Source organism: Streptomyces sp. NPDC091377 (genome assembly GCF_044757045.1).
Lineage (GTDB): Bacteria > Actinomycetota > Actinomycetes > Streptomycetales > Streptomycetaceae > Streptomyces.
Genome location: NZ_JBIVUE010000013.1, coordinates 216,283 through 235,218 on the forward strand (window position 1 = coordinate 216,283; position 18,936 = coordinate 235,218).

Annotated in this window: 14 protein-coding genes; 8 read left to right on the plus strand and 6 right to left on the minus strand. The window is 73.2% G+C overall.

Going from position 1 to position 18,936, the window contains the following annotated elements:
- Positions 1-28 precede the first annotated feature (28 nt).
- The 6 genes from ACIQNG_RS26865 (at position 29) to ACIQNG_RS26890 (ending at position 10,503) form a co-directional block, all read left to right on the plus strand.
- Positions 29-4,498 carry a peptidase C14 caspase catalytic subunit p20 gene (locus tag ACIQNG_RS26865; RefSeq protein WP_401488505.1) on the plus strand — a complete coding sequence of 1,490 codons (4,470 nt, stop codon included), beginning with the start codon at positions 29-31 and terminating at the stop codon, positions 4,496-4,498.
- A gap of 145 nt (positions 4,499-4,643) precedes the next feature.
- Entirely contained in the window at positions 4,644-6,068 is a 1,425-nt protein-coding gene (locus ACIQNG_RS26870) for a hypothetical protein (protein ID WP_401488507.1), read from the plus strand.
- Between the two features lie 437 nt (positions 6,069-6,505).
- Positions 6,506-7,114 carry a toxin gene (locus ACIQNG_RS26875; RefSeq protein ID WP_401488558.1) on the plus strand — a complete coding sequence of 203 codons (609 nt, stop codon included), beginning with the start codon at positions 6,506-6,508 and terminating at the stop codon, positions 7,112-7,114.
- The gene (locus tag ACIQNG_RS26880; RefSeq protein WP_401488509.1) at positions 7,111-8,304 is read left to right on the plus strand and encodes an MAB_1171c family putative transporter; all 1,194 of its coding nucleotides are present in this window, start codon (positions 7,111-7,113) and stop codon (positions 8,302-8,304) included. Before ACIQNG_RS26875 ends, ACIQNG_RS26880 begins: the two co-directional genes overlap by 4 nt.
- On the plus strand, positions 8,297-9,697 hold the full coding sequence (locus ACIQNG_RS26885) for an FAD-dependent monooxygenase (RefSeq protein WP_401488511.1): 1,401 nt from the start codon (positions 8,297-8,299) through the stop codon (positions 9,695-9,697). Before ACIQNG_RS26880 ends, ACIQNG_RS26885 begins: the two co-directional genes overlap by 8 nt.
- A 62-nt stretch (positions 9,698-9,759) precedes the next feature.
- Entirely contained in the window at positions 9,760-10,503 is a 744-nt protein-coding gene (locus ACIQNG_RS26890; protein ID WP_401488513.1) for a class I SAM-dependent DNA methyltransferase, read from the plus strand.
- Positions 10,504-10,659: 156 nt separating this feature from the next.
- Here ACIQNG_RS26890 and ACIQNG_RS26895 read toward each other — a convergent pair whose 3' ends face one another.
- On the minus strand, positions 10,660-11,088 hold the full coding sequence (locus ACIQNG_RS26895) for a DoxX family protein (protein ID WP_401488515.1): 429 nt from the start codon (positions 11,086-11,088) through the stop codon (positions 10,660-10,662).
- A gap of 414 nt (positions 11,089-11,502) precedes the next feature.
- Between ACIQNG_RS26895 and ACIQNG_RS26900 the strand changes: the two genes are divergently transcribed.
- Positions 11,503-12,216 carry a lytic polysaccharide monooxygenase gene (locus ACIQNG_RS26900; RefSeq protein ID WP_401488517.1) on the plus strand — a complete coding sequence of 238 codons (714 nt, stop codon included), beginning with the start codon at positions 11,503-11,505 and terminating at the stop codon, positions 12,214-12,216.
- Between the two features lie 98 nt (positions 12,217-12,314).
- Here the strand turns inward: ACIQNG_RS26900 and ACIQNG_RS26905 are convergent, their stop codons facing one another.
- Entirely contained in the window at positions 12,315-13,112 is a 798-nt protein-coding gene (locus ACIQNG_RS26905; RefSeq protein WP_401435600.1) for an SAM-dependent methyltransferase, read from the minus strand.
- A gap of 53 nt (positions 13,113-13,165) precedes the next feature.
- Positions 13,166-14,023 (minus strand): SAM-dependent methyltransferase, encoded by an 858-nt coding sequence (locus tag ACIQNG_RS26910; RefSeq protein WP_401488519.1) that lies wholly within the window; start codon positions 14,021-14,023, stop codon positions 13,166-13,168.
- Positions 14,024-14,367: 344 nt separating this feature from the next.
- Between ACIQNG_RS26910 and ACIQNG_RS26915 the strand changes: the two genes are divergently transcribed.
- Positions 14,368-14,973, plus strand: a complete 606-nt coding sequence (locus ACIQNG_RS26915; protein ID WP_401435594.1) for a DNA-binding response regulator — start codon at positions 14,368-14,370, stop codon at positions 14,971-14,973.
- A gap of 44 nt (positions 14,974-15,017) precedes the next feature.
- On the opposite strand, the gene ACIQNG_RS26920 is transcribed toward ACIQNG_RS26915, so the two are convergent.
- The 3 genes from ACIQNG_RS26920 to ACIQNG_RS26930 form a co-directional block, all read right to left on the minus strand.
- On the minus strand, positions 15,018-16,889 hold the full coding sequence (locus ACIQNG_RS26920; RefSeq protein ID WP_401488521.1) for an ATP-binding cassette domain-containing protein: 1,872 nt from the start codon (positions 16,887-16,889) through the stop codon (positions 15,018-15,020).
- The gene (locus ACIQNG_RS26925; protein WP_401488523.1) at positions 16,886-18,643 is read right to left on the minus strand and encodes an ABC transporter ATP-binding protein; all 1,758 of its coding nucleotides are present in this window, start codon (positions 18,641-18,643) and stop codon (positions 16,886-16,888) included. The genes ACIQNG_RS26920 and ACIQNG_RS26925 overlap by 4 nt, the downstream gene beginning before the upstream one ends.
- A gap of 156 nt (positions 18,644-18,799) precedes the next feature.
- Positions 18,800-18,934: a SapB/AmfS family lanthipeptide gene (locus ACIQNG_RS26930; protein WP_401435586.1), complete on the minus strand. Its 135-nt coding sequence runs from the start codon at positions 18,932-18,934 to the stop codon at positions 18,800-18,802.
- Positions 18,935-18,936 lie beyond the last annotated feature (2 nt).

Genomic DNA, 18,936 nt, shown 5'->3' on the forward strand with positions numbered 1-18,936 from the left:
GACAGGGCTCGGAAGCGGGGGTGGGGCGGTGTCCCGCGAACGGGGAAGGGACTCTGCGCGTGGGTCCGGTCTGGTCGCCGTGCTGGCGGTGGACACCTACGACAACGAGGCCAGGCACGGGGGACGCGAGGTCCTCTCGCACATCGGGGAGGAGAGCGAGCGGTTCGCCGCCCTCGCCTCGCGCAGGCTGGGGTTCGGCGAGGTCATGTCGCCGCCCGAGGACCGGACGCGGGAGGGGATCGCGGCCTGGCTGGACGCCTTTCTGGAGCGCCGGGCCGAACGTAAGATCCTGTACTGGACGGGGCACGGGGTGGACGCCGCCGAGGGCTTCCATCTGGCCTGCCGGGACAGCTGGGCGCGCGGCCCCTTCGACCCGGGGCGCGCGTTCGCGCTGGGCGAGATCGTGGACCGGATCCTGGACGCGCCGGGCCAGGCGCACACCCTGCTCGTCCTGGACGCCTGTTCGTCGCACGGCCATCTGCCGCAGGCGCTGCGGCGTGCGGTGAGCAAGGAGCGTGCCTCGGTGGCCCAGGCGTACGAGACGCGGGGCGGCGGGTTCGAGGTGATCGGCACGTCGGGGGTGGGCGAGACCATCCGCGAGGGGCTGTGGCTGCGCTGGGTGACCGCGGTGCTGGACGACCCGGACATCGAGGTCGCCGACCACTCCCGGCCGCTGGACCGCTCCGCTCTCTACGTCCCGGTGCCGTATCTGGTGCAAGCTGTCGACCAGCAGGCGGCGGCCGAGGGGCTGGAGACCCGTGAGGAGCGGCCCGGGCACGAGGTGGTGCGCCCGCTGCCCAACAGCTTCCTGCACAACCCGTACTTCAGCGACGAGGACCGGGACGCGGACGACCGCTGGACCCGCCAGGCGGTGCTGGCCGACGACGCCCCGCTGCCCTGGACCGAGGGACAGCACTTCGGTCTGGAGGAGGGCGGCGCGCTGGAGCGGGACTTCACCGGACGGCAGGCCGTACTGAGCCGTCTCGTGCGGTGGCTGGACACCGTCTCGCACGGCATGCAGGTCGTCACGGGTCCCGGCGGCTCGGGCAAGACGGCGCTGGTGGGCATGTTGACGTTGCTGTCCGTGGCCCGCCGCCGACAGCGGCTGACTCCGGAGCCGGCGCCGCAGGTGTGCCCCCGGCCCGGCACCGTGCACGCCCTGATCACCTGCCGGGACAAGTCCTTGGGTGCGGTCGTGGGCGCGCTCTGGTCCGCCCTGGGCTCCTTCGACGGGATGCGCCCCCGACCGGACGCCCTGGCGGACCCGGCCGAGTGCGCCCGGGCCGTCGGCGATCTCGCCCACCGGGAGAAGGGCGCCCTCAACCTGGTCTTCGACGGACTGGACGAGGCGATGCCGGGCCAGGCGCACGAGATCGCCCGGCAGTTGCTGAACCGGCTGGCGGAGACCCCCGGCGTCAAGGTCGTCGTCGCGACCCGGCCGCGACCCCGGAGACAGCTCGCCCGATCGGCGCCGGGCGAGAGCCTGCTGGACGTGCTGAACCGGTCGGCCACCCCGCTCGCCCTCGACGAGGACGACGACACGGAGCGGGACATCGCGGTGATGGCGGAGGCGGTCCTCGCCTCCCGGGGGCCGTACGCCGGTGACCGCCGGGCGGCGCTGCGCGGGGACGCGGCGCAGACGATCGCGCAGGAGAGCGGCCGGCTGTTCCTGGTCGCCCGGCTCATCTCCGGCCAGCTCGTGCGCGGGTCCCGTCCGCTCCTCCAGGAGGAACTCTCGGCGCGGCTCACCGAGGCGGGCACGGGGCTGCGTCCCTGGGTGGACCGGGAGCTGACCCATCTGGAGGGCGACGGGGCGAGGCCGGCGGTCAGGGTGCTGGCGCCGCTGGCGCTGGTGCACGGCGGTGGTGTGCGGGACCTGACACTGCTGGTGTCCATGGCCAACGCCCTCGACGGCCGGGAGCAGGACCCCGGCGCCCCGCTCACCCGGGACGAGGTCGCGGACGTCCTCGCGCTGGCCGAAGGCGGCCTGATCACCGTGGAGTCGGGCACCTACCGGCTGGCCCACGCCGGGTTCGGCGCGCATGTGCTGGAACGGGCGGGGCTGACCCCGGCCGAGGGGCACCGGCGGCTGCACGACGCCCTGCGCGGGCGCGGCGCCGCCGACTGGGCCCGCGCGGACGGCTACACCCAGGCGTTTCTCGCGGTGCACGCGGCACAGGCGGGTGAGGAGCGGCTGCATCGGCTGCTGGACGACGCCGAGTTCCTCGTCCACACCGATCCCGACGCGGTGGCGCCGCTGGCCGCGGCCCAGTTGCGGGGGTGCGAGGGGGCTGCTCTGTACGTGCGGGTGGCGGACGCGTTCCGGGTCCGGCGTGACCCCGTGGAACGCAGGTCCCTGCTGCGCAGCGCCGCGTTCGTCAGCCATCGGACGGGCAGCTACCGGACGATGACCACGCCCGGCTTCGCGGCGCTGCCGTGGACGGAGCAGTGGACGGACGCCCGGCCGGTCCCCCTCGATCTGCGCTGGCCCACCGCGCCCGGCGGGGCCCGGGCCCTGCACTGGTCGGCCGACGCGGACCAGGAGGCCCTCTCGGCGGCGGTGCCCGGCGGGGTGGTGGTCCATGAGCCGGAGACCGGCAAGCATCGGCTGACCCGCAGGACACCGGACCGGCACCGGGTCCTCACCCAGGTGACGGGGGCGCTGGTCGGCGGGCGGCGGCTCACGGCCGCCAGTGACAGCCAGGAGGTGCTGCTCTGGGACGATCTCGCGGCGCATCCCGCCCGGGTGTTCGGCTGGGGCGGCGCGCCCGCCGCGCTCGCGGTCGAGGAGTGCGGCAACCGGGCCCTGCTGATGGCGGCGGACGGTCGCCGGGTGTGGGCCTGGCAGTGGGACGCCGGGGGCAGTGCGGGGCGCGCGGTGCTGGCGGACGTACTGCCGCTGCGGGCCGACCGGATCGCCCTGTTCTCGCTGGGTAACCGTCACTTCCTACTGGCCGCGGGGCACGAGACGGTGCTGCACGAGGTGCATCCGCAGACGGACGGCCTGCTGGGCGCCGCCTGGACGCTCGGCGCGAACACGCTGCCCGCCCGGGCCGTGGCCGCGCTCACCGCACCCCCGGCGGACGGGCCGGCCGCCCCGCTCGCGTGGCTCGCGTGCACCGACGGGCGCACCGGTACCGTGTGGCGGCTGGAGCCGGACGGGCGGGGCGTGAAGGTCGAGCCCGTCCTGGCGCTGCGCACCCCGGCCCGGGGGCTGGCGCTCGGCCGCTGGAAGGACGGTCCCCTGCTGGCGCTGCACGAGGACCATCAGGTCGTCGTGCACGAGATCGCCCCGGAGGCCGGCGGGAGCGGGGCGGAGAGCGTCGGTGGGGGCGCGCCCGGTGTTCGGGATCCGTTGTGTGTCTTCCCGGTGGACGGGCACCGGCACGGACAGGCGCTGGCCTGTCATCCGCGCGGAGACGGCAGGATCGCCGTCGCCGACGGCCCGGACGTGCGGATCCTGGACGTGGGGTCCACGGTCCGGGCGCGCGGCGACGCGCTGCGCCGGGGCCACACGGAGCGGCTCATGGTGGCGCTGGCGGCCGGGGCTCCCGGCGCCGCGCCGCTGCTGTGCCGGGCCGCGGGCGGTGAGGTGCTGGTGAGTCAGGTCGCCGCGGACGGCACCGAGCGCGGTCACCTGGTGCTGCGGCACGATGGGCAGGTGGCCGCGGTCCGGGCGCTCCGGTACGGCGACCGCTGGCTCGTCGCGACCGCCTTCGGCCGGACCGTGCGCGTCTGGTCGGTGGCCGAGGATCTCGGCGGGTACCGGATCGATCAGGACATCCCCCTCGTAGGGGACGACGGCGATCTCGTACGGGGTCTGGAACTCGTCCTCGCGGACGGGGTGCCCCGGCTGTACTTCCCGGATCTTCGTCAGGTGGTCTGCCGCACGCTGCGCGACGGCCGGTGGCGGGTGGAGTCGAGGGTGCCGGTGGTGGCGCACGCCGTACGGGCGCGGACCATGGCCGACGGCGGTACCCGTCTGGTGGTCGACACCGGCCGTGGCTTCCGTATGTGGGAGACGGGCGGCCCGGACTGGCGGGAGCTGCCCGCGCTCGACGAGCGGGGCAGCCGGACGGTGTCCGTCGCTCTGGGCGAGCATCATCTGATGGGTGAGTCGACGCCGTTGCTGGCCTGGGCGGAGGGCGACTGGCTGGCCGTCGCCCGCTGCAAGGGGTCGCGCTGGGTCCGGGAGCAGGTGCCGTACGCGGGCGGGCGTCCCACGGCGCTGCTGTTCAGCGGCAGTCCGGAGCGCCCGCTGCTGGTGGTGTGCGGAGGGCGGCGCACCCTGGCGGTCCTGGACGCGGTGCACTGGCGTCCGTTGGAGCAGGCGGTCGTGCCGTGGCGGGGTCTGGACGTGGAGGCGGCGGACGCGCTGTTCCAGGAGACGTCGGGCATCACGCTGGCGCTCCAGGGCCGGCAGCGCTGCGACCGGATCCTGCTGAAGGCGTCGGCGCTGCGGCCCGTGAAGGGCCGGCGGAGCGGCCCCCGGCTGTGAGCGGGCCGGCACGGGCGGCGCCTCGCGGCCCCCGGCGACCTCCGGCGGCCTCCGGCGGTCCGCGGTGGTCGTCGCCCGGCGCCCCCAGCGGTTGTACGGCAGGAACCATCCTGCCGATCTGGCACATCAGTGAAGGAGCGGTCGGTTGAAGCACGACCTGGTGGTCTTCGTCCCGGGTATCACGGGGACCCGGCTCACCCGTGACGGCAAGGACCTCTGGCACCAGTCACGGCAGGCGCTGCTCGGCGCGCTGCCGTTCAGCAGGGCGGTGGAGCGTCTGCGGCTGCCCGACGACATCGGCGACCACCGGCCGGAGGAGCCCTGGGCGGTCGAGGCGACGGAACTGGTGAAGTCGCCGGAGGCCCTGCCGGGCTTCCTGGCCCACCTCGGATATCCGGACGCCAGGACCATGCTCACCGGGCTGGTGCCGGAGCAGTACGCGCTCTTCCCCTACGACTGGCGGCTGTCCAACCGGGTCACGGCCGACAGCCTGCGGACGTTCGTGGAGCGGGAGCTGAGCCGGTGGCGCGGCCAGGTGGAGCGTTTCCACCCGCGCGCCGAGGACCCGCCCCGGGTGATCCTCCTGTGCCATTCGATGGGGGGTCTCGTCGGCCGGTACTACCTGGAGTGCCTCGGTGGACGGGACATCACGCGTGCGCTGGTCACCCTGGGCACCCCGCACCGCGGCGCGGCCAAGGCGGTCCGCTTCCTGACCGGTCACGGCGTGCCCACCGAGGGCTGGGGGGCCGTACGGAGAAGCCTGGCGGGGGCCGCCGCGAGACGGGTCAATGAGCAACTCGCGGAGCTGTGCCGGACCTTCCCGTCGATGGGTCAGCTGCTGCCGGTCTACGCGGCGGTGCGCCGCCCCGAGTTCCCCGAGGGGCACCACGAGCATCTGACCAGTATCGACGTGGGGTTGCCTTCCGCGCTGGTGGCGGACGCGTTCGACTTCCACGGCGAGTTCGAGGACGCGGTCCGCAAGAACCGCAGGAACAGCGACGACGGTGAGCTTCCGTACCGGGTGCACTGTCTGGGCGGGCGGTCCCATCCGACCGTGCACGGTGTGGTCGTCGCACCGGAGAAGATCGAGTTCTCCCTGGCCCTGGACGACGAGGAGCCGTGGACGGGGGACGGCACGGTCCCGGAGGAGTCGGCGTTCGCGCGCTGGGCGCTGCGGGGGATGGACGAGGCGGTGTGGAACGGTCACCGGCACGCCAATCTCACCAGTGCCGACGCGTTCGGGCATCAGCTCACCGCCGTGCTGCACGGGAAGTCCGCGCGCGAGACCCTGGCCGCCGACGACGAGTTCGGCATCGTCGTACCGGAACTCGCCGTGTCGGGCGCGCCGTTCGAGGTGACGGCGGTCGGGGTGGAACGGGGGCGCACGGTACGGATGGGGCTGCACCGGAGCGGGGACGCCGGGCCCGCGGTGTGGACGGACCTCGCACCGGGCGAGCCGGGTGAGCTGCGGGGTGAACTGGTCGCCGGGCCGGGGACATGGGTGCTCAGCGTGGTGGCGGACCGGCCTCAGGTCACCCAGCGCGATGTGGTGCTCGTGGTGGAGGCGTAGGCTCCCGACGGAAGCAGCCGTACGGCAGGCCGACGAGGGGCGGTCGGCAGCCGTACGACAGGGGTCGGTCGGCAGTAGGCAGGAGCGGTCGGCAGCCGTACGGCAAGGGTCGGTTGTAGGCGGCAACGACCCAACTGCGTTGGCCGAAACGATCGTTGTCGACCGAATGAGGGCGGCATAGGCTGCGGCTGCCACCCGCTATCGCACCCTCACCTCCGGGAGTACCACGGTGGAGGCAGCCGCCACTCGACTCGCCGGCACCCTGCGGCATCTCGACGCCCCCGGCGGGCGACGGCGGATCTCGTGACGCGGATCAGCCGCGCACTCGGGGTCTCGGAGCATGGGGCGCGGCAGGTGTGCGACGGTCGCACGGTGCAGGGTGTGCTGCGTTCGGTGCTCGCCCCCGAGAGGGACTGCCGCCGATGAGTGCCAGGGCGATGACGGCCAGGGCGATGAAGGACCTGCTGGCCGCATTGGCCGCCGAGGCGGCCCGGTCGGTGCAGCGGCCGGCGGAACCGGCGGTCATCATGCGGGAGTTCTGCCGCGCGATGAGCGTACGCACCGGCCGGCCGGTCCAGCTCGTCTTCCGGGTCTTCCCGCCCGACCTGCCCGTCTCCGGGATGCGTCTGGATCTGGGGGACCGCTCCATCATCGTGGTCGAGGCGGGAACCGTACCGGAGGCCCAGTTGGTGATCCTCGGGCACGAGCTGTGGCACGAGGAGCAGGGCGACTGCGGTCATCATGTCGCCGGTCTGCCGGCCGCCGCCCGCGCGCTGCCCGCCGATCAGACGCCGGACGCGCTCCGCCGGGCCGTACGGCAGGTTCTGGACGCGGACGAGGTCTCGCTGGATGTCATCCTGACCGTGGCGGCCCGGGCCGAATCGGGGGACGCCCACGAGGTGGAGGCGGAGACGTTCGGCCTGCTCTTCGGCCGGGAGGTCCGTACCTGGGTGACCGGGCGCTACGCGCAGGGGCCCGTGACCCCGACGACGCTCGAAGGGCGGATCAATCTGTCCCTCCTGCACCGAGGGGGGCGGTTCCTGTGATCAGTCCGCAGTTCCACATCCCGTATCTCCTGCCGACGGTCCTGCTGGCGGTCGCGCTCGCGTTCAAGCTGCCGACGTCCGTGCGGACGTGGCGTGATCCCGAGGTGCGGGCGATCACGCTGATGCTGTTCTGGGCCACCGCGTGTCTGGTCATCCTCGTCCCGGTCAACATCGACCTGATCAACCGGGTGACGGGGGTACCCAATCTGGCGGCGCCCTTCGCGTACACGTTCCTGACCGCGTTCTGCGCCACCAGCCTCACCATGATCATGCGGTGGCGGGAGGAGCCCTCCGCGCGCCGCCGACGCCGGATCCGGCTCATCTACGCCATCTACACGGGGATCGTGGCGGCGATCTGGGTGACCTTCGTGGTGGGCGACGCCCCCACCCCGAGGATCTACGACTTCGACACCTACTACGCCACCACCCCCTGGATCCGCGAACTCGTCCTGCTGTACGTGGTCGCCCATCTGGTGTCGTGCCTGGTCGCCGCCGCGATGCTGTGGAAGTGGTTCCCGGAGATCGAGAACCGCTGGCTGCGGAGCAGTGTCATCTGCCTCCAGCTCGGCTTCGCCACCGGGCTCGTCTTCGACGCCACGAAGCTCACCGCCGTCACCGCCCGCTGGGCCGGAGCCGACCTGGACGAGCTGAGCACGGTCGCGGCCCCGCCCTTCGCCCTGGCGGAAGCCGTCCTCGTCGCGGTCGGCTTCATCGCCCCGCAGATAGGGCCGTTCCTTCAGCGCTGGACCCGCGACCAGCGCGACCACCGGCGGCTGCGTCCGCTGTGGCGGGCGGTCCGCCCCCTCGGGCCGGGCGCGGCCGACGCCCGGATCGGGCCGTTCGCGCCGGTGGACCTCCGTCTCCTGCAGCGTCGGCAGCGCATCCACGACGCGCTGCGCATCCTCGCGCCGTACTACGACACGGCCCTCTATCAGCGGGCGCACCGGGCGGCGGCCAAGGAGCACCCCGATCCCAAGGCCCGGGCCGTCGCGGGTGCCGTCGCCCTGCAGAGCGCGATCGGCGCGTGCCGCGACAGCACCCCGCTCACGGCCGGGGCGCGGCCCTCGCGTGTCGGTCCGGAGATCAGCGACCAGATCGACGCCATCTCGCAGGCACTGCACCACCCCCGTCTCGTCCACAGCGTCCACCGGCTGGCGACCAGCACAGAGAGCGTGACCTCCGATGTCTGAGCCCGTCACCCCCCGCAGACCGAGAGCCGTCGTCATCGGGGCCAGCGCGGCCGGTCTGTTCGCGGCCGGCGTCCTCGCCGAGTTCGCCGATGTCACCCTGGTCGAGCGGGACGTCCTGCCCAAGGGGCCCGAACCCCGTCGCGGGGTGCCCCAGGCCCGCCACGCCCATCTGGTGTGGAGCGGCGGTGTCCGCGCCTTCGACGAGCTGTTGCCGGGGCTGGTCGGCGACATCGTGGCCCGGGGCGGACGGCTGGTGCACATCATGCGGGACATGGTCTCCCGGGCCCCCAACGAGGTGTGGTTCCGCCGGTTCGCCGCCACTCACCACCGCAACCTGGTCTGTTCCCGGGACCTTCTCGACTCGGTCCTGCGTGAGCGGGTGCTGGCCGATCGGCGGATCACGCTCCGTCAGGACGCGACCGCCCTCACTCTGGACGGCAGCCGGCGCCGGGTCACCGGTGTCCGGGTCCGGGCCGGCGGCGAGGTGTCCTCCCTGGCCGCGGAGCTGATCGTGGACGCGTCCGGGCGTGGCTCCCGCGCCCCGGTGTGGCTCCAGGATCTCGGCGTCCCGAAGGTCGCCGAACGCGAGGTCGACGCGGGTGTCGTGTACGCCACCCGGCACTTCCGCGCGCCCGGTTCGACCGCGGACATCGCGTTCCCGCTGGTCAATGTGCAGGCCAACCCGGCCAGGGCGCCCGGTCGGGGCGGGATCATCCTGCCCGTCGAGGGCGATCGTTGGATCGTCACCCTCAGCGGCAGCCGCAACGGCGAACCGAGCGGTGAGGCGGAGGCGTTCGCGGAGTTCGCTCTCGGTCTGTCAGACCCGGTACTCGGAATCCTGATCAAGAACGCCGACCCGATCGGCACGGTCGTCACCACGCGCTCCACGGCCAACCGCCGCCGCCACTACGAGTCCGTGAAGCGCTGGCCGGACGGTTTCGTCGTGCTCGGCGACGCCGTCGCCACCTACAACCCGGTATACGGCCACGGCCTCACCGTCGCCGCCCAGAGCGCGCTCGCCCTGCGTGCCGTCCTTCGCTCCGGCGGGCTCACCGCCCCGGGCACGGCCCGCCGGCTCCAGCGTGCGGCCACCCGGCCCGTCGCCGCGGCGTGGGACCTCGCCGTCGGCCAGGACGCGCTGTACCCGGGAGCCACCGAGGTTCCCCCGAACGGCGTCGAGCGGTTCCTCGCCCGTTTCATCGACCGGGCCGTGGAGACCGGGGCCGGCAATCCGCGGGCCCTCGGCGCCCTGCTGGACGTGATGAGCATGGAGAAGCCGGCGACCAGGCTGTTCTCACCGGACATGCTCATCCCCATGGTGTTCGGACCCCGCAAGCCACGTCTTGACTCGGCGCCCCTCACCGACCGGGAACGCAGGACCGCCGGCGTCTGATCGGGCCACGGCCGAAAGAAAACGGTGGGCGCCGCCCCAGGCTCGCGCAGTACGGTCCCGCCATGGACGATCGGGACGGATTCTTCGGCGCACAGGTCGCGGCGGCGTACGACGAGGAGGAAGGGGACATGTTCGTCCCCGGCGTCGTGGACACCACGGCCGACTTCCTGGCCGCTCTCGCCGACGGCGGCCGGGCTCTCGAACTGGGCATCGGGACGGGGCGTATCGCCCTGCCGCTGGCGCGGCGCGGGGTCCCGGTCGATGGCATCGACCTCTCCCGGGCGATGGTCGACCGGCTGCGGGCCAAGCCGGGCGGTGACGCGATCGACGTCACGATCGGTGACTTCGCCACGACCAGGGTGGAGGGGACGTTCTCCGTCGCCTACCTCGTCTTCAACACGATCATGAATCTGACGACGCAGGACGAGCAGGTGGACTGTTTCCGCAACGCGGCGGCCCATCTCGCGCCGGGGGGCTGCTTCGTCGTCGAGGTCATGGTCCCCGAACTGCGCAGGCTCCCGCCCGGGCAGAACGCCGTCCCCTACGAGGTGGGTCCGACCCGATGGGCCGTCGACCTCTACGACGTCGCCACCCAGGCGACGAGTTCGCACTACGTCGATCTGGTCGACGGCCGGGGCGAGTACAGGTCGATCCCCTTCCGGTACGTGTGGCCGTCGGAACTCGACCTGATGGCCCGGCTCGCCGGGCTGCGGCTGCGGGAGCGCTGGGAGGGCTGGACACGGGAAGCCTTCACGAGCGAGAGCCGTCGGCATGTGTCCGTCTGGGAGAAGCCCGCCCCTGCATGACCCGACGCGGCGGGAGGCACGGCCCGTGCCCCTGTTCTCCGGAATTCGCCTCGCGTTCTGAACGGGTCGGTGGGCTCCCGGTACGGGCGGACCCCGGACGGCGACCGGCAGGGTGGGTGGGGGCCGGGCGCCGTCCGGGGCGACTTGGTCGGGTCGCTACCTGGTCGCTACCGGACGGTTGCCCGTCCGGCGGCCGAGGCGGACCACGGGATCCAGGCTCCAACGGCCCGGGCCGAGGGCGGCGATGAGGAGGAACGACCAGCAGAACATGGCCGCGGCCTCGCCACCGTTCTCGATGGGGAACAGCGCGTCGGACTGGTGCTCGACGAAGTAGGCGTACGCCATGGATCCGGAGCACACCAGGGCCGCGGGGCGGGTCGCGGCGCCGAACAGCACCAGTCCCCCGCCGACGAGTTGGATGGCGGCGGCCCACCAACCGGGCCAGGCCGCGATCTCCGGCTTGGCTCCATGGGGACCGCCCAGGACATCGAAGAGTGTGGCGGCCCCGTGGCAGGCGAACATCAGGCCGACGACGATGCGGAAGAGCGCGAGCACATACTCTCTGCTCTTCTCCAGCGATTCCATCGGTGGGACTCCTCTCTCGCACGACGCCCCGAGCGGGGGGCCGTGGTGGGGGGTGGTGCGGGGCTGGTCTCCGGTTGCGGGCACGCCGGTCCCGGACGGCGGCGCACGGCGGTCGCCGCGCTCTGAGGAGGGGATGCGCGGCACGGTGCGGCACGGCCGTGGTCCGGCGGACGGCCTCGTTCCAAAAACTGTTCACCACGCTCGACACTCTTGTCTAGACCAATAGCCCAAGAACTTGGTGCGGACCGGACGCGGAGCGACGCGGTGGTGACTCGGCTGTAACTCTGTTGTGGGGACAGGGAGTTGGCTTGGTGCAACCTCTTGACCGTGGCGCATTTCGAGCTATGGTCTAGACCTGACCGATGCAGGTCTAGACCATAGCTCATCGTCCGTGCGTCCGAAAGAAGGCGTGGCATGAACACGAAAAGACGAGTGGCCTGTGCCATCGGGGCCCTGCTCGCCCCGGTCCTCGCGATCAGCCTCCCGGCGGGCTCGGCCGGCGCCCACGGCTGGGTGACCGACCCGGGGAGCCGGCAGGACCAGTGCGTCGACGGCACCGTCTCCTGCGGCCAGATCAAGTACGAGCCGCAGAGCGTCGAGGGGCCCAAGGGCCTGCGGAGCTGTAGCGGCGGCAACGCGCAGTTCTCCGAACTCGACGACGACAGCAAGGGCTGGCGCGTCACACCGGTCGCCTCGACCCACACCTTCACCTGGCACCACACGGCCCGCCACGCGACGGCCAACTGGCAGTACTACATCGGCGGCACGAAGATCGCCGAGTTCACCGGCAACAGCGCGCAGCCCCCGGCGGACGTCAGCCACCAGGTGAACTTCGGCAGCTTCACCGGCCGTCAGAAGGTGCTCGCCGTCTGGAACGTGTCGGACACCGGCAACGCCTTCTACGCCTGCGTCGACGTCAACATCGGTGGCACCGGAGGAGGCGGGGGCGGCGGTGGCGAGCCGACCACCTGCGCCGCTCCGGCGTGGAGCGCCGGCACCGTCTACAACGGCGGCGACACGGTCTCACTCGGCAACCACACCTGGCGCGCCAAGTGGTGGGTGTCGGGTGAGCAGCCCGGCACCACCGGCCAGTGGGGTGTCTGGGAGGACCTCGGCGCCTGCGCCTAGTCCTGCGGGGGCTCAGGACTCAAGGCGGGTCCGGCCGGCGGCGTACGCCGTGTGTCGAGGGCGAGCGGCTCCCCCGGGGCCGCTCCCCCTCGGCTTCTCTACTTCCGGGCCACCCCCGCGTACAGCGGCAGGCGCTCCCCCTGCATCTCCTCGGCGGACTCCGGGCGCCAGTCGGTCACGAACTCGATGCCCGGGTCGAGGAGATGGAGGCCGCTGAAGAACCGCGCGAACTCGGCTCTCGACCTCACCTGCACGGGAGTGCCGCTCTTGCGGTAGACATCCACCACGGCGTGCCAGATCTCCGGATCGATGTCGGCGGTGCCGTGCGAGAGCACCAGACAGCTTCCCGGCGGAAGCGGTTCGAGCAGCCGGCGTACGACGTCGAGGGCGTCGTCCTCGTCCGGGATGAAGTGCAGCAGGGCGATCATGGAGAGGGCGATCGGCTCGTCGAAGGAGAGCGTCTTGCCCGCGACCTCCATGATCCGCTCCGGCTGGCGGGCGTCGGCCTGGATGTAGTCGGTCCGCCCCTGCGCGGTGCTCTTCAGAAGGGCCTGGGCGTGGCGCAGGACGATGGGGTCGTTGTCGACGTACACGACCCTGGACTCGGGGGCGACCTCCTGGACGATCTGGTGGAGGTTGGGCACGGTGGGGATCCCGGTTCCGATGTCGAGGAACTGGCGGATCCCCAGGTCGGCGACGAGGCGGGAGGCCCGGTGCATGAAACGCCGGTTGGCCCGTGCCAACTCGGGTGCCTGCGGGAAGAGGGACAGGACCTGGGTGACGGCCTCTGAATCGACCGGGTAGTTGTCCTTGCCCCCCAGGAGCAGGTCGTACATGCGGGCGGGGTGGGGCTTGCTGGTGTCGATCCGTAAGAACGACTGGTCCTGGTCGGTCATGAGTGTCTCTCCTGTGGAGGTGGGGGGTGCCTGCCGTGGATCGCGTACCGCGGTCAGCGCTTCACTGCCACGCCGCCGAAGTTGTCCACTTCAAGAGGCTCAACGGGCTCAAGGGGTTCCAGGTGCTCAAGGGATCCCGAAGGTGCCCCGGACCCCGCGAGTCGCCCTGAGCCGTCGGCCGCCGGGCGCCAGCGGGAGGTCGAACCCAGGCCCGGCTCCAGGAGGTCCAGGCCGTCGAAGAACCGGGCCAGTTGCTCGGGGCTGCGGTTGACCCGCGGGTTCTCGCTGGCCGCGTTCCACTGCTCGACCATGGCGCGCATCCGGGCCGGGTGGAACACCTCGGTCGAGTCGCAGAAGACGAGATGGCTGCCGGAGGGCAGCGCCTCGACCAGGCGGCCGACGATGTCGTAGACCGAGTCGTCGGTGACATGGGCGGCGATGCCCAGCATGATCAGGCCGACGGGCTGCGCGAAGTCCAGTGTCCTGGACGCCTCTCGGAGGATCGCCTCGGGGTCGCGCAGGTCGGCGTCGATGTAGTCCGTCGCGCCCTCGGGGGTGCTGGTGAGCAGGGCCTCGGCGTGGACCAGGACGACCGGGTCGTGGTCGACGTAGACGATGCGCGCCTCGGGAAGCAGGCGCTGGGCCACCTCGTGGGTGTTGTCCGCGCTGGGCAGTCCGGTGCCCACGTCCAGGAACTGGCGGATGCCGGCCTCGCGGACGAGGTACTCGACGGCCCGGACCAGGAACGCCCGCTGCACCCTGGCTATCTCCAGGATCGCCGGATTGGCCGCCGCGATCTGGTCACCGACGCGCCGGTCCACCTCGTAGTAGTCCTTGCCACCGAGCCAGTAGTTCCAGATGCGGGCGGAGTGCGGCACGTTGCTGTTGATGCGCGAGCGCTTGAGTGACATGGAGGCTCCACGAGTTGACCGTTCGTCACCCCACAACTTAGAGGTTTTTGAGCCCTCGTCGCGCACGAAGAGGCGATCTTCGGTCACGTTCTGTCGCCTGTCCCGGCCGCTGAGCGGTGGGTCCGTTCGGACGCGGCACCGCCGTGGCCGCTCTTTCCGGCCAGCTCTTCCGCAGGACCTGGCGTATTAGGCATTTTGTCAGTGGCCTGCGTTTCAGCCGTGCTCAACTGGTGAGCAGATGCGCACAGAGCGTGTGCGACGCGCGGAGAGTGAGCGAAGAACCCGGCCCCGAGCCGAGGGTCGAACCCGGGCTGTAGAGCCATAGCCGAGCTGAGGAGCTTCACATGACGACCGTTCTGCTGGTCCACGCGGTGTCCCTGTGGCGTGCCTCCCTGTCCTGCCTGCTCCGCACGGATCCGCTGCTCGACGTGCGGGCCACGGACAAGGGTGGGGTGCACACCTGCATGGAGGGCTGTCCGCCCGATGTTGTCGTGACCGACCTGGAGTGTCCCCACTCCATGGAAGTGCTGACCTTCATGGAGTCCCTGCGGGCGCCGGCCGAGCACACCCCGGCGCTGGTGGTGCTGGCGCGCGGGGACCGACCCGGGGATCTGCGGCGGGCCGGTGACGCCGGGGCCACGGGGTACGTCGACAAGCTCGGCCCGGTCGACAATCTGGGCGAGGTGGTGCGGAAGGTGGCGGCGGGCGGCCGGCACATCGACGAGTCCCTCGCCTTCGGACTGCTGCGGGCCACCGAAGTCCCGCTGTCGCCACGGGAGTTACGGGTGCTCGCCCTGGCCGCCGAGGGTGAGTCGGTCAGTTCCATAGCGAGTGCCCTGCACCTCGCCAGCGGCACCGTGCGCAACTATCTCGCGGCGGCGATACGCAAGACCGGCGGACGCAACCGGATGGACGCCATAAGGCTCTCCCGGGATTTCGGCTGGCTGTGAGCGGGCTCTGACCGCCGCAAGCCCCTCCCCCGCCCACGGGTTCGTCAGGTGCCCCCCACACGGGCCTCGGTGCCGTCGGGGTGGGACGCCCTGCCGTCAGCGACCCGTTCCGGGATCCCGCCCCAGTGACCCGACAACTCGCGGAAGAGCGCGGACCGGTGGAGCAGTTCGGCCGGGGTGCCGAGGTCCGTGCGGGTGCCGTCCATCACCAGCACCCGCCGGGCGCGCCCCGCCGAGCTGAGGCGATGGGCGATGACCACCAGGGTCTCGGCGCGGGCGGCCAGCGCGTTCTCGGCGCGGGCCTCCGCCGCCGGGTCCAGATGGCTGGTCGCCTCGTCGAGGATGAGCAGTGGCGCGGTCGCCACATGGGCGCGGGCGAGGGCGACGAGCTGGCACTCCCCACGGGAGAGGTGCTGCGGGCAGAGCGGCGCGTCCAGGCCGCCGAGCCGGGCCACCAGCGCGTCGAGCCCGACAGCTGTCACCGCCGCCGCCACCTCGGCGGCTGTCGCGTCGGGGCGCAGATAGCGCAGGTTCTCGCGCAGGGTGCCGGTGTGGACGTACGGCTGCTGCGGCAGCAGGGTCCGTACGGCGGTGGGGTCGGAGTCGGCCGTCGGACGCCCCAGCCAGCGCACCTCGCCCCGCGTGGGGGCCACCACTCCGGCGAGCACCGAGGCCAGGGTGGACTTGCCGCTGCCGCTGGGGCCGACCACGGCCAGTCGGTCGCCGGGGCGCAGGACCAGGTCCAGCCGGTCGAGGACGGGGCGGGCGTGGGGGCCGTAGGCGAAGGAGACCGCGCGCAGTTCGGCGCGGGGCGCGTTCGGGAGCCGGGGTCGGGGGGTCGTGCCCGTCGGGAGGGTGCCCCGCTCCGCCGGCGCCTTCGCGGCGGGCCCTGTCGTCGCGGCGTCCGCTGTCGTCGCGGCGTCCGCTGTCGTCGTGCCGTCGGTGAAGCGGTCGAGCACCACCACCAGTCTGCCGCCCACCGTGCCCACGGCGGTCAGGAGGGCGTTCAGCGCGGGGGCCAAGGACACCGTCAGATAGGTGAAGGCGCCGACCAGGGCGCCGGTGGTGACTCCTGAGCGCATCAGCCAGGGCGCCGCGGCCGGCAGGAGGAGCGGCGGGAGCCGTTCGGCGGTGGCGAGGGCGACGAGCCGGGCGGCGGACCAGCGGGCGAGGGAGCGGGCCGCGCGGGTCTGCCGGGCCGTCAGGGTCGCGGCCCGTTCGGTCATGGGACCGTACGCGCCCGCCGCCGCGATGTCCCGCAGGGCTCCCGCGGCCTGTCCCGCGTGGGCGGTGTACTCCTCGTCCAGATCGAGACAGACGCGCTGGCGGGCCCCCATCGGGATCAGCGTGGCCAGGAACAGTCCCGCGCCGAGCAGGAGCGGCGGCAGGACGACCGCCAGGAGCAGCGGTGACAGGGTCGCCAGGCCGGCCAGGGCGCCGACCGCGGTGAAGGCGAAACCCCGGGCGGCCAGGACCAGTCCGGCCCAGCCGTCGCGGGCGATCTCGCTCTGGTGGGTGACCTGGGAGACCGCGCGCGCGGTGGCGGCGGGGGCGGCCGAGCCGGTGTGCAGCGACCGGGCGACGGCTCGTCGTACCAGGCCGTCCCGCAGGGGCTCGACCAGCTCGGCGAGTTCACGGAACACGCCCCGGGTGGCGAACAGGGCCGGGATCAGGGCGACGGCGGCGAGGGCCAGCCACAGCAGTCCGGTGGCGGGGGCGTCGGAGAGGAAGCCGTCGTCCAGGGCGCGGGCGACGGCGAGGCCGCCCACGAAGGTCTGCGCGGACTCGACGAGGGACCAGCCGGTGAGCCGCAGCAGGACGCGGCGCCGGGCGCGCAGGAACGGTCGCCCCTCGCGCGCGACCCGGCGCAGGGCCCCGGTCTCCTTGCCGACCGCCGCGCCCGGTGTTCCCTTCATCGGGTGACCTCGCCGGTGGGCGCCGCCGGGGCCGGGGCCTGCCCCGACGGCGCGTCTGGGGCGGTGAACAGCGTGCGGTACTCCGGGTCCCGCCACAGTTCCGTGTGCCGTCCGACGGCCCGTACGGTGCCGTCGGCCAGCCAGATCACCCGGTCGGCCGCGGCGGCGGTGGTGGCGCGGTGGGCGACGACGAGCCGGGTGCGGACCCCGGCGTGGCGGGACAGGGCGCGCTGGATGCGGTGTTCGGTGACGGTGTCGAGGCTGGAGGTGGCGTCGTCCAGGATCAGCAGGCGTCCGCCGCGCGCGAAGGCCCGTGCCAGACCGAGGCGTTGGTACTCGCCGCCGGAGAGCGGCGCGTCGGCGAGGGCGGTGTCCGCTCCCCGGGGCAGGAGGGCGATGTAGCCGTCCGCGGAGGCGTCGCGCAGGGCGTCGGCCAGGGCCCGCTCGGTGGGGCGGTCGGGGCCCATGGTCACGGTGTCCCGGACGGTCGTGCCGAGCAGGGCGGGGCGGGCGAAGGCGTAGGCGACGGCGTGGCGCAGCCGCTCGGGGGCCACGCCGTCGAGGGGGACGCCGTCGAGCCGCACGGTTCCCGTGTCGGGGTCGGTCAGCCGGCCGGCGACGGCGGCCACCAGGGACTTCCCGGCGCCCGAGCGGCCGACCAGGGCGGCCGAGGTGCCTCCGGGCACGGTGAAGGACACGCCGGTGAGGGGGTGCTGTCCGGCGCGCCGCACGGCCACGTCGCGCAGTTCCAGGGTGCCGGGTCCGTCGGGCGGCAGGGTCAGGGAGCGGTGCGGTACGGCGGGCAGGGTGAGGAGGGTGTCGAGGCGGCGGGCGGCGCTGCGGCCCCGGGCGGCGGCGCTCAGGGAGCCGGTGAGGACGCCGAGTCCGACCGCGAGGACCGCGTAGCGGGAGGCGGCGAGGAGTTCCCCGACGCCGAGTGCGCCGGCCGCCGTGCGCAGTCCGGCCACGGCCAGCACCAGGACGGTGAGCAGCGGCAGCAGGACGGCCGCTCCGGCGGCGGCCCGGCCGTGGACGTCCCAGGTGCGGCGGCCGTGGGCGGCGAGCCGGGTGAGGGGTTCGGTGATCCGGGCGTGTTCCCGGTCGGCGGTGTGGGCCGCCCGCAGGGTCGCGGCGCCGTCCAGCGCCTCCGTCAGGCGGGTCGCGATCAGGGCCTGTTCGTGCTGGTAGGCGGTGGCCGCGGCGGAGGTACGGCGGATCAGGGCGCGCAGCAGCACGACGAAGGCGGGGAAGCCGACGAGGAGGGCGACGCCGGTCCAGGGGTCCAGGGCGAAGAGCGCGACGGTGGCGCCCACCGGGACGAGGATCCCGGCGACGGTCTGGGCGAGGGCGACCGGCACGATGCTCGCCTCGGCGACGTTGGCGGTGAGGCGGGTGGTGAGGTCGCCGGGGGTGTGGGCCGCGGCGTGGCGGGGTTCGGTGCGCAGCAGCCGGTCCAGCAGGGCGGTGCGCAGCCGGCCCGCGCGGACGGCGGTGCTGGTGCCGCCGAGAAGGGTGACGAGCGCGTCGAACCCGACCTCGGCGGCCGTCAGGGTCGCGCAGAGTGCCAGGGCGGTCCAGGGGACGCGGCCGTCGCTCAAGGCCCGGTCCAGCGCGGTGCCGAGGGCGGCGGGCAGGGCGAGGGCGGCGAGGGCGCCGCCCGTGGTGCACAGGACGAGGCAGACCAGGGAGCGGCGCCCGGCGCGTGCGGCCGGGTGCGGCGCCGTGGCGCCGGGCCGTCGTCCGGTGGTGGGCATGGGTACGGGCCTTCCTCGACGCGGTCCCGTCCGGTGCGGGGACCGGCCCCGGAGCGCGCGTCCGGGGCCGGTCTCTACCACGGTGCCTCAGCGGCCCGTCGGCTCGGCCGCTGTGCGGTTCAGATGCTCAGCGGACCGATGTGCGGTCGGCTGGGCTCAGACGCACTGGATCAGGCTGAGGGAACTGCCCTGACAGATCAGCAGGCTCGCGCTGCTGACGGTCTCCAGGTCGCCGACCGCCTCTTCGGCGGAGTCGGCGATGTCCAGGGTCTGCAGGTCGAGAAGGGCCATGA

Excerpts from the sequence above, each read along its gene's own strand:
- ACIQNG_RS26925 (WP_401488523.1), bottom strand. The coding sequence starts at position 18,643 with ATGCCCACCACCGGACGACGGCCCGGCGCCACGGCGCCGCACCCGGCC.
- ACIQNG_RS26910 (WP_401488519.1), bottom strand. The coding sequence starts at position 14,023 with ATGTCACTCAAGCGCTCGCGCATCAACAGCAACGTGCCGCACTCCGCC.
- ACIQNG_RS26890 (WP_401488513.1), top strand. The coding sequence starts at position 9,760 with ATGGACGATCGGGACGGATTCTTCGGCGCACAGGTCGCGGCGGCGTAC.
- ACIQNG_RS26885 (WP_401488511.1), top strand. The coding sequence starts at position 8,297 with ATGTCTGAGCCCGTCACCCCCCGCAGACCGAGAGCCGTCGTCATCGGG.
- ACIQNG_RS26905 (WP_401435600.1), bottom strand. The coding sequence starts at position 13,112 with ATGACCGACCAGGACCAGTCGTTCTTACGGATCGACACCAGCAAGCCC.
- ACIQNG_RS26895 (WP_401488515.1), bottom strand. The coding sequence starts at position 11,088 with ATGGAATCGCTGGAGAAGAGCAGAGAGTATGTGCTCGCGCTCTTCCGC.
- ACIQNG_RS26900 (WP_401488517.1), top strand. The coding sequence starts at position 11,503 with ATGAACACGAAAAGACGAGTGGCCTGTGCCATCGGGGCCCTGCTCGCC.
- ACIQNG_RS26930 (WP_401435586.1), bottom strand. The coding sequence starts at position 18,934 with ATGGCCCTTCTCGACCTGCAGACCCTGGACATCGCCGACTCCGCCGAA.
- ACIQNG_RS26875 (WP_401488558.1), top strand. The coding sequence starts at position 6,506 with ATGACGGCCAGGGCGATGAAGGACCTGCTGGCCGCATTGGCCGCCGAG.
- ACIQNG_RS26920 (WP_401488521.1), bottom strand. The coding sequence starts at position 16,889 with ATGAAGGGAACACCGGGCGCGGCGGTCGGCAAGGAGACCGGGGCCCTG.
- ACIQNG_RS26915 (WP_401435594.1), top strand. The coding sequence starts at position 14,368 with ATGACGACCGTTCTGCTGGTCCACGCGGTGTCCCTGTGGCGTGCCTCC.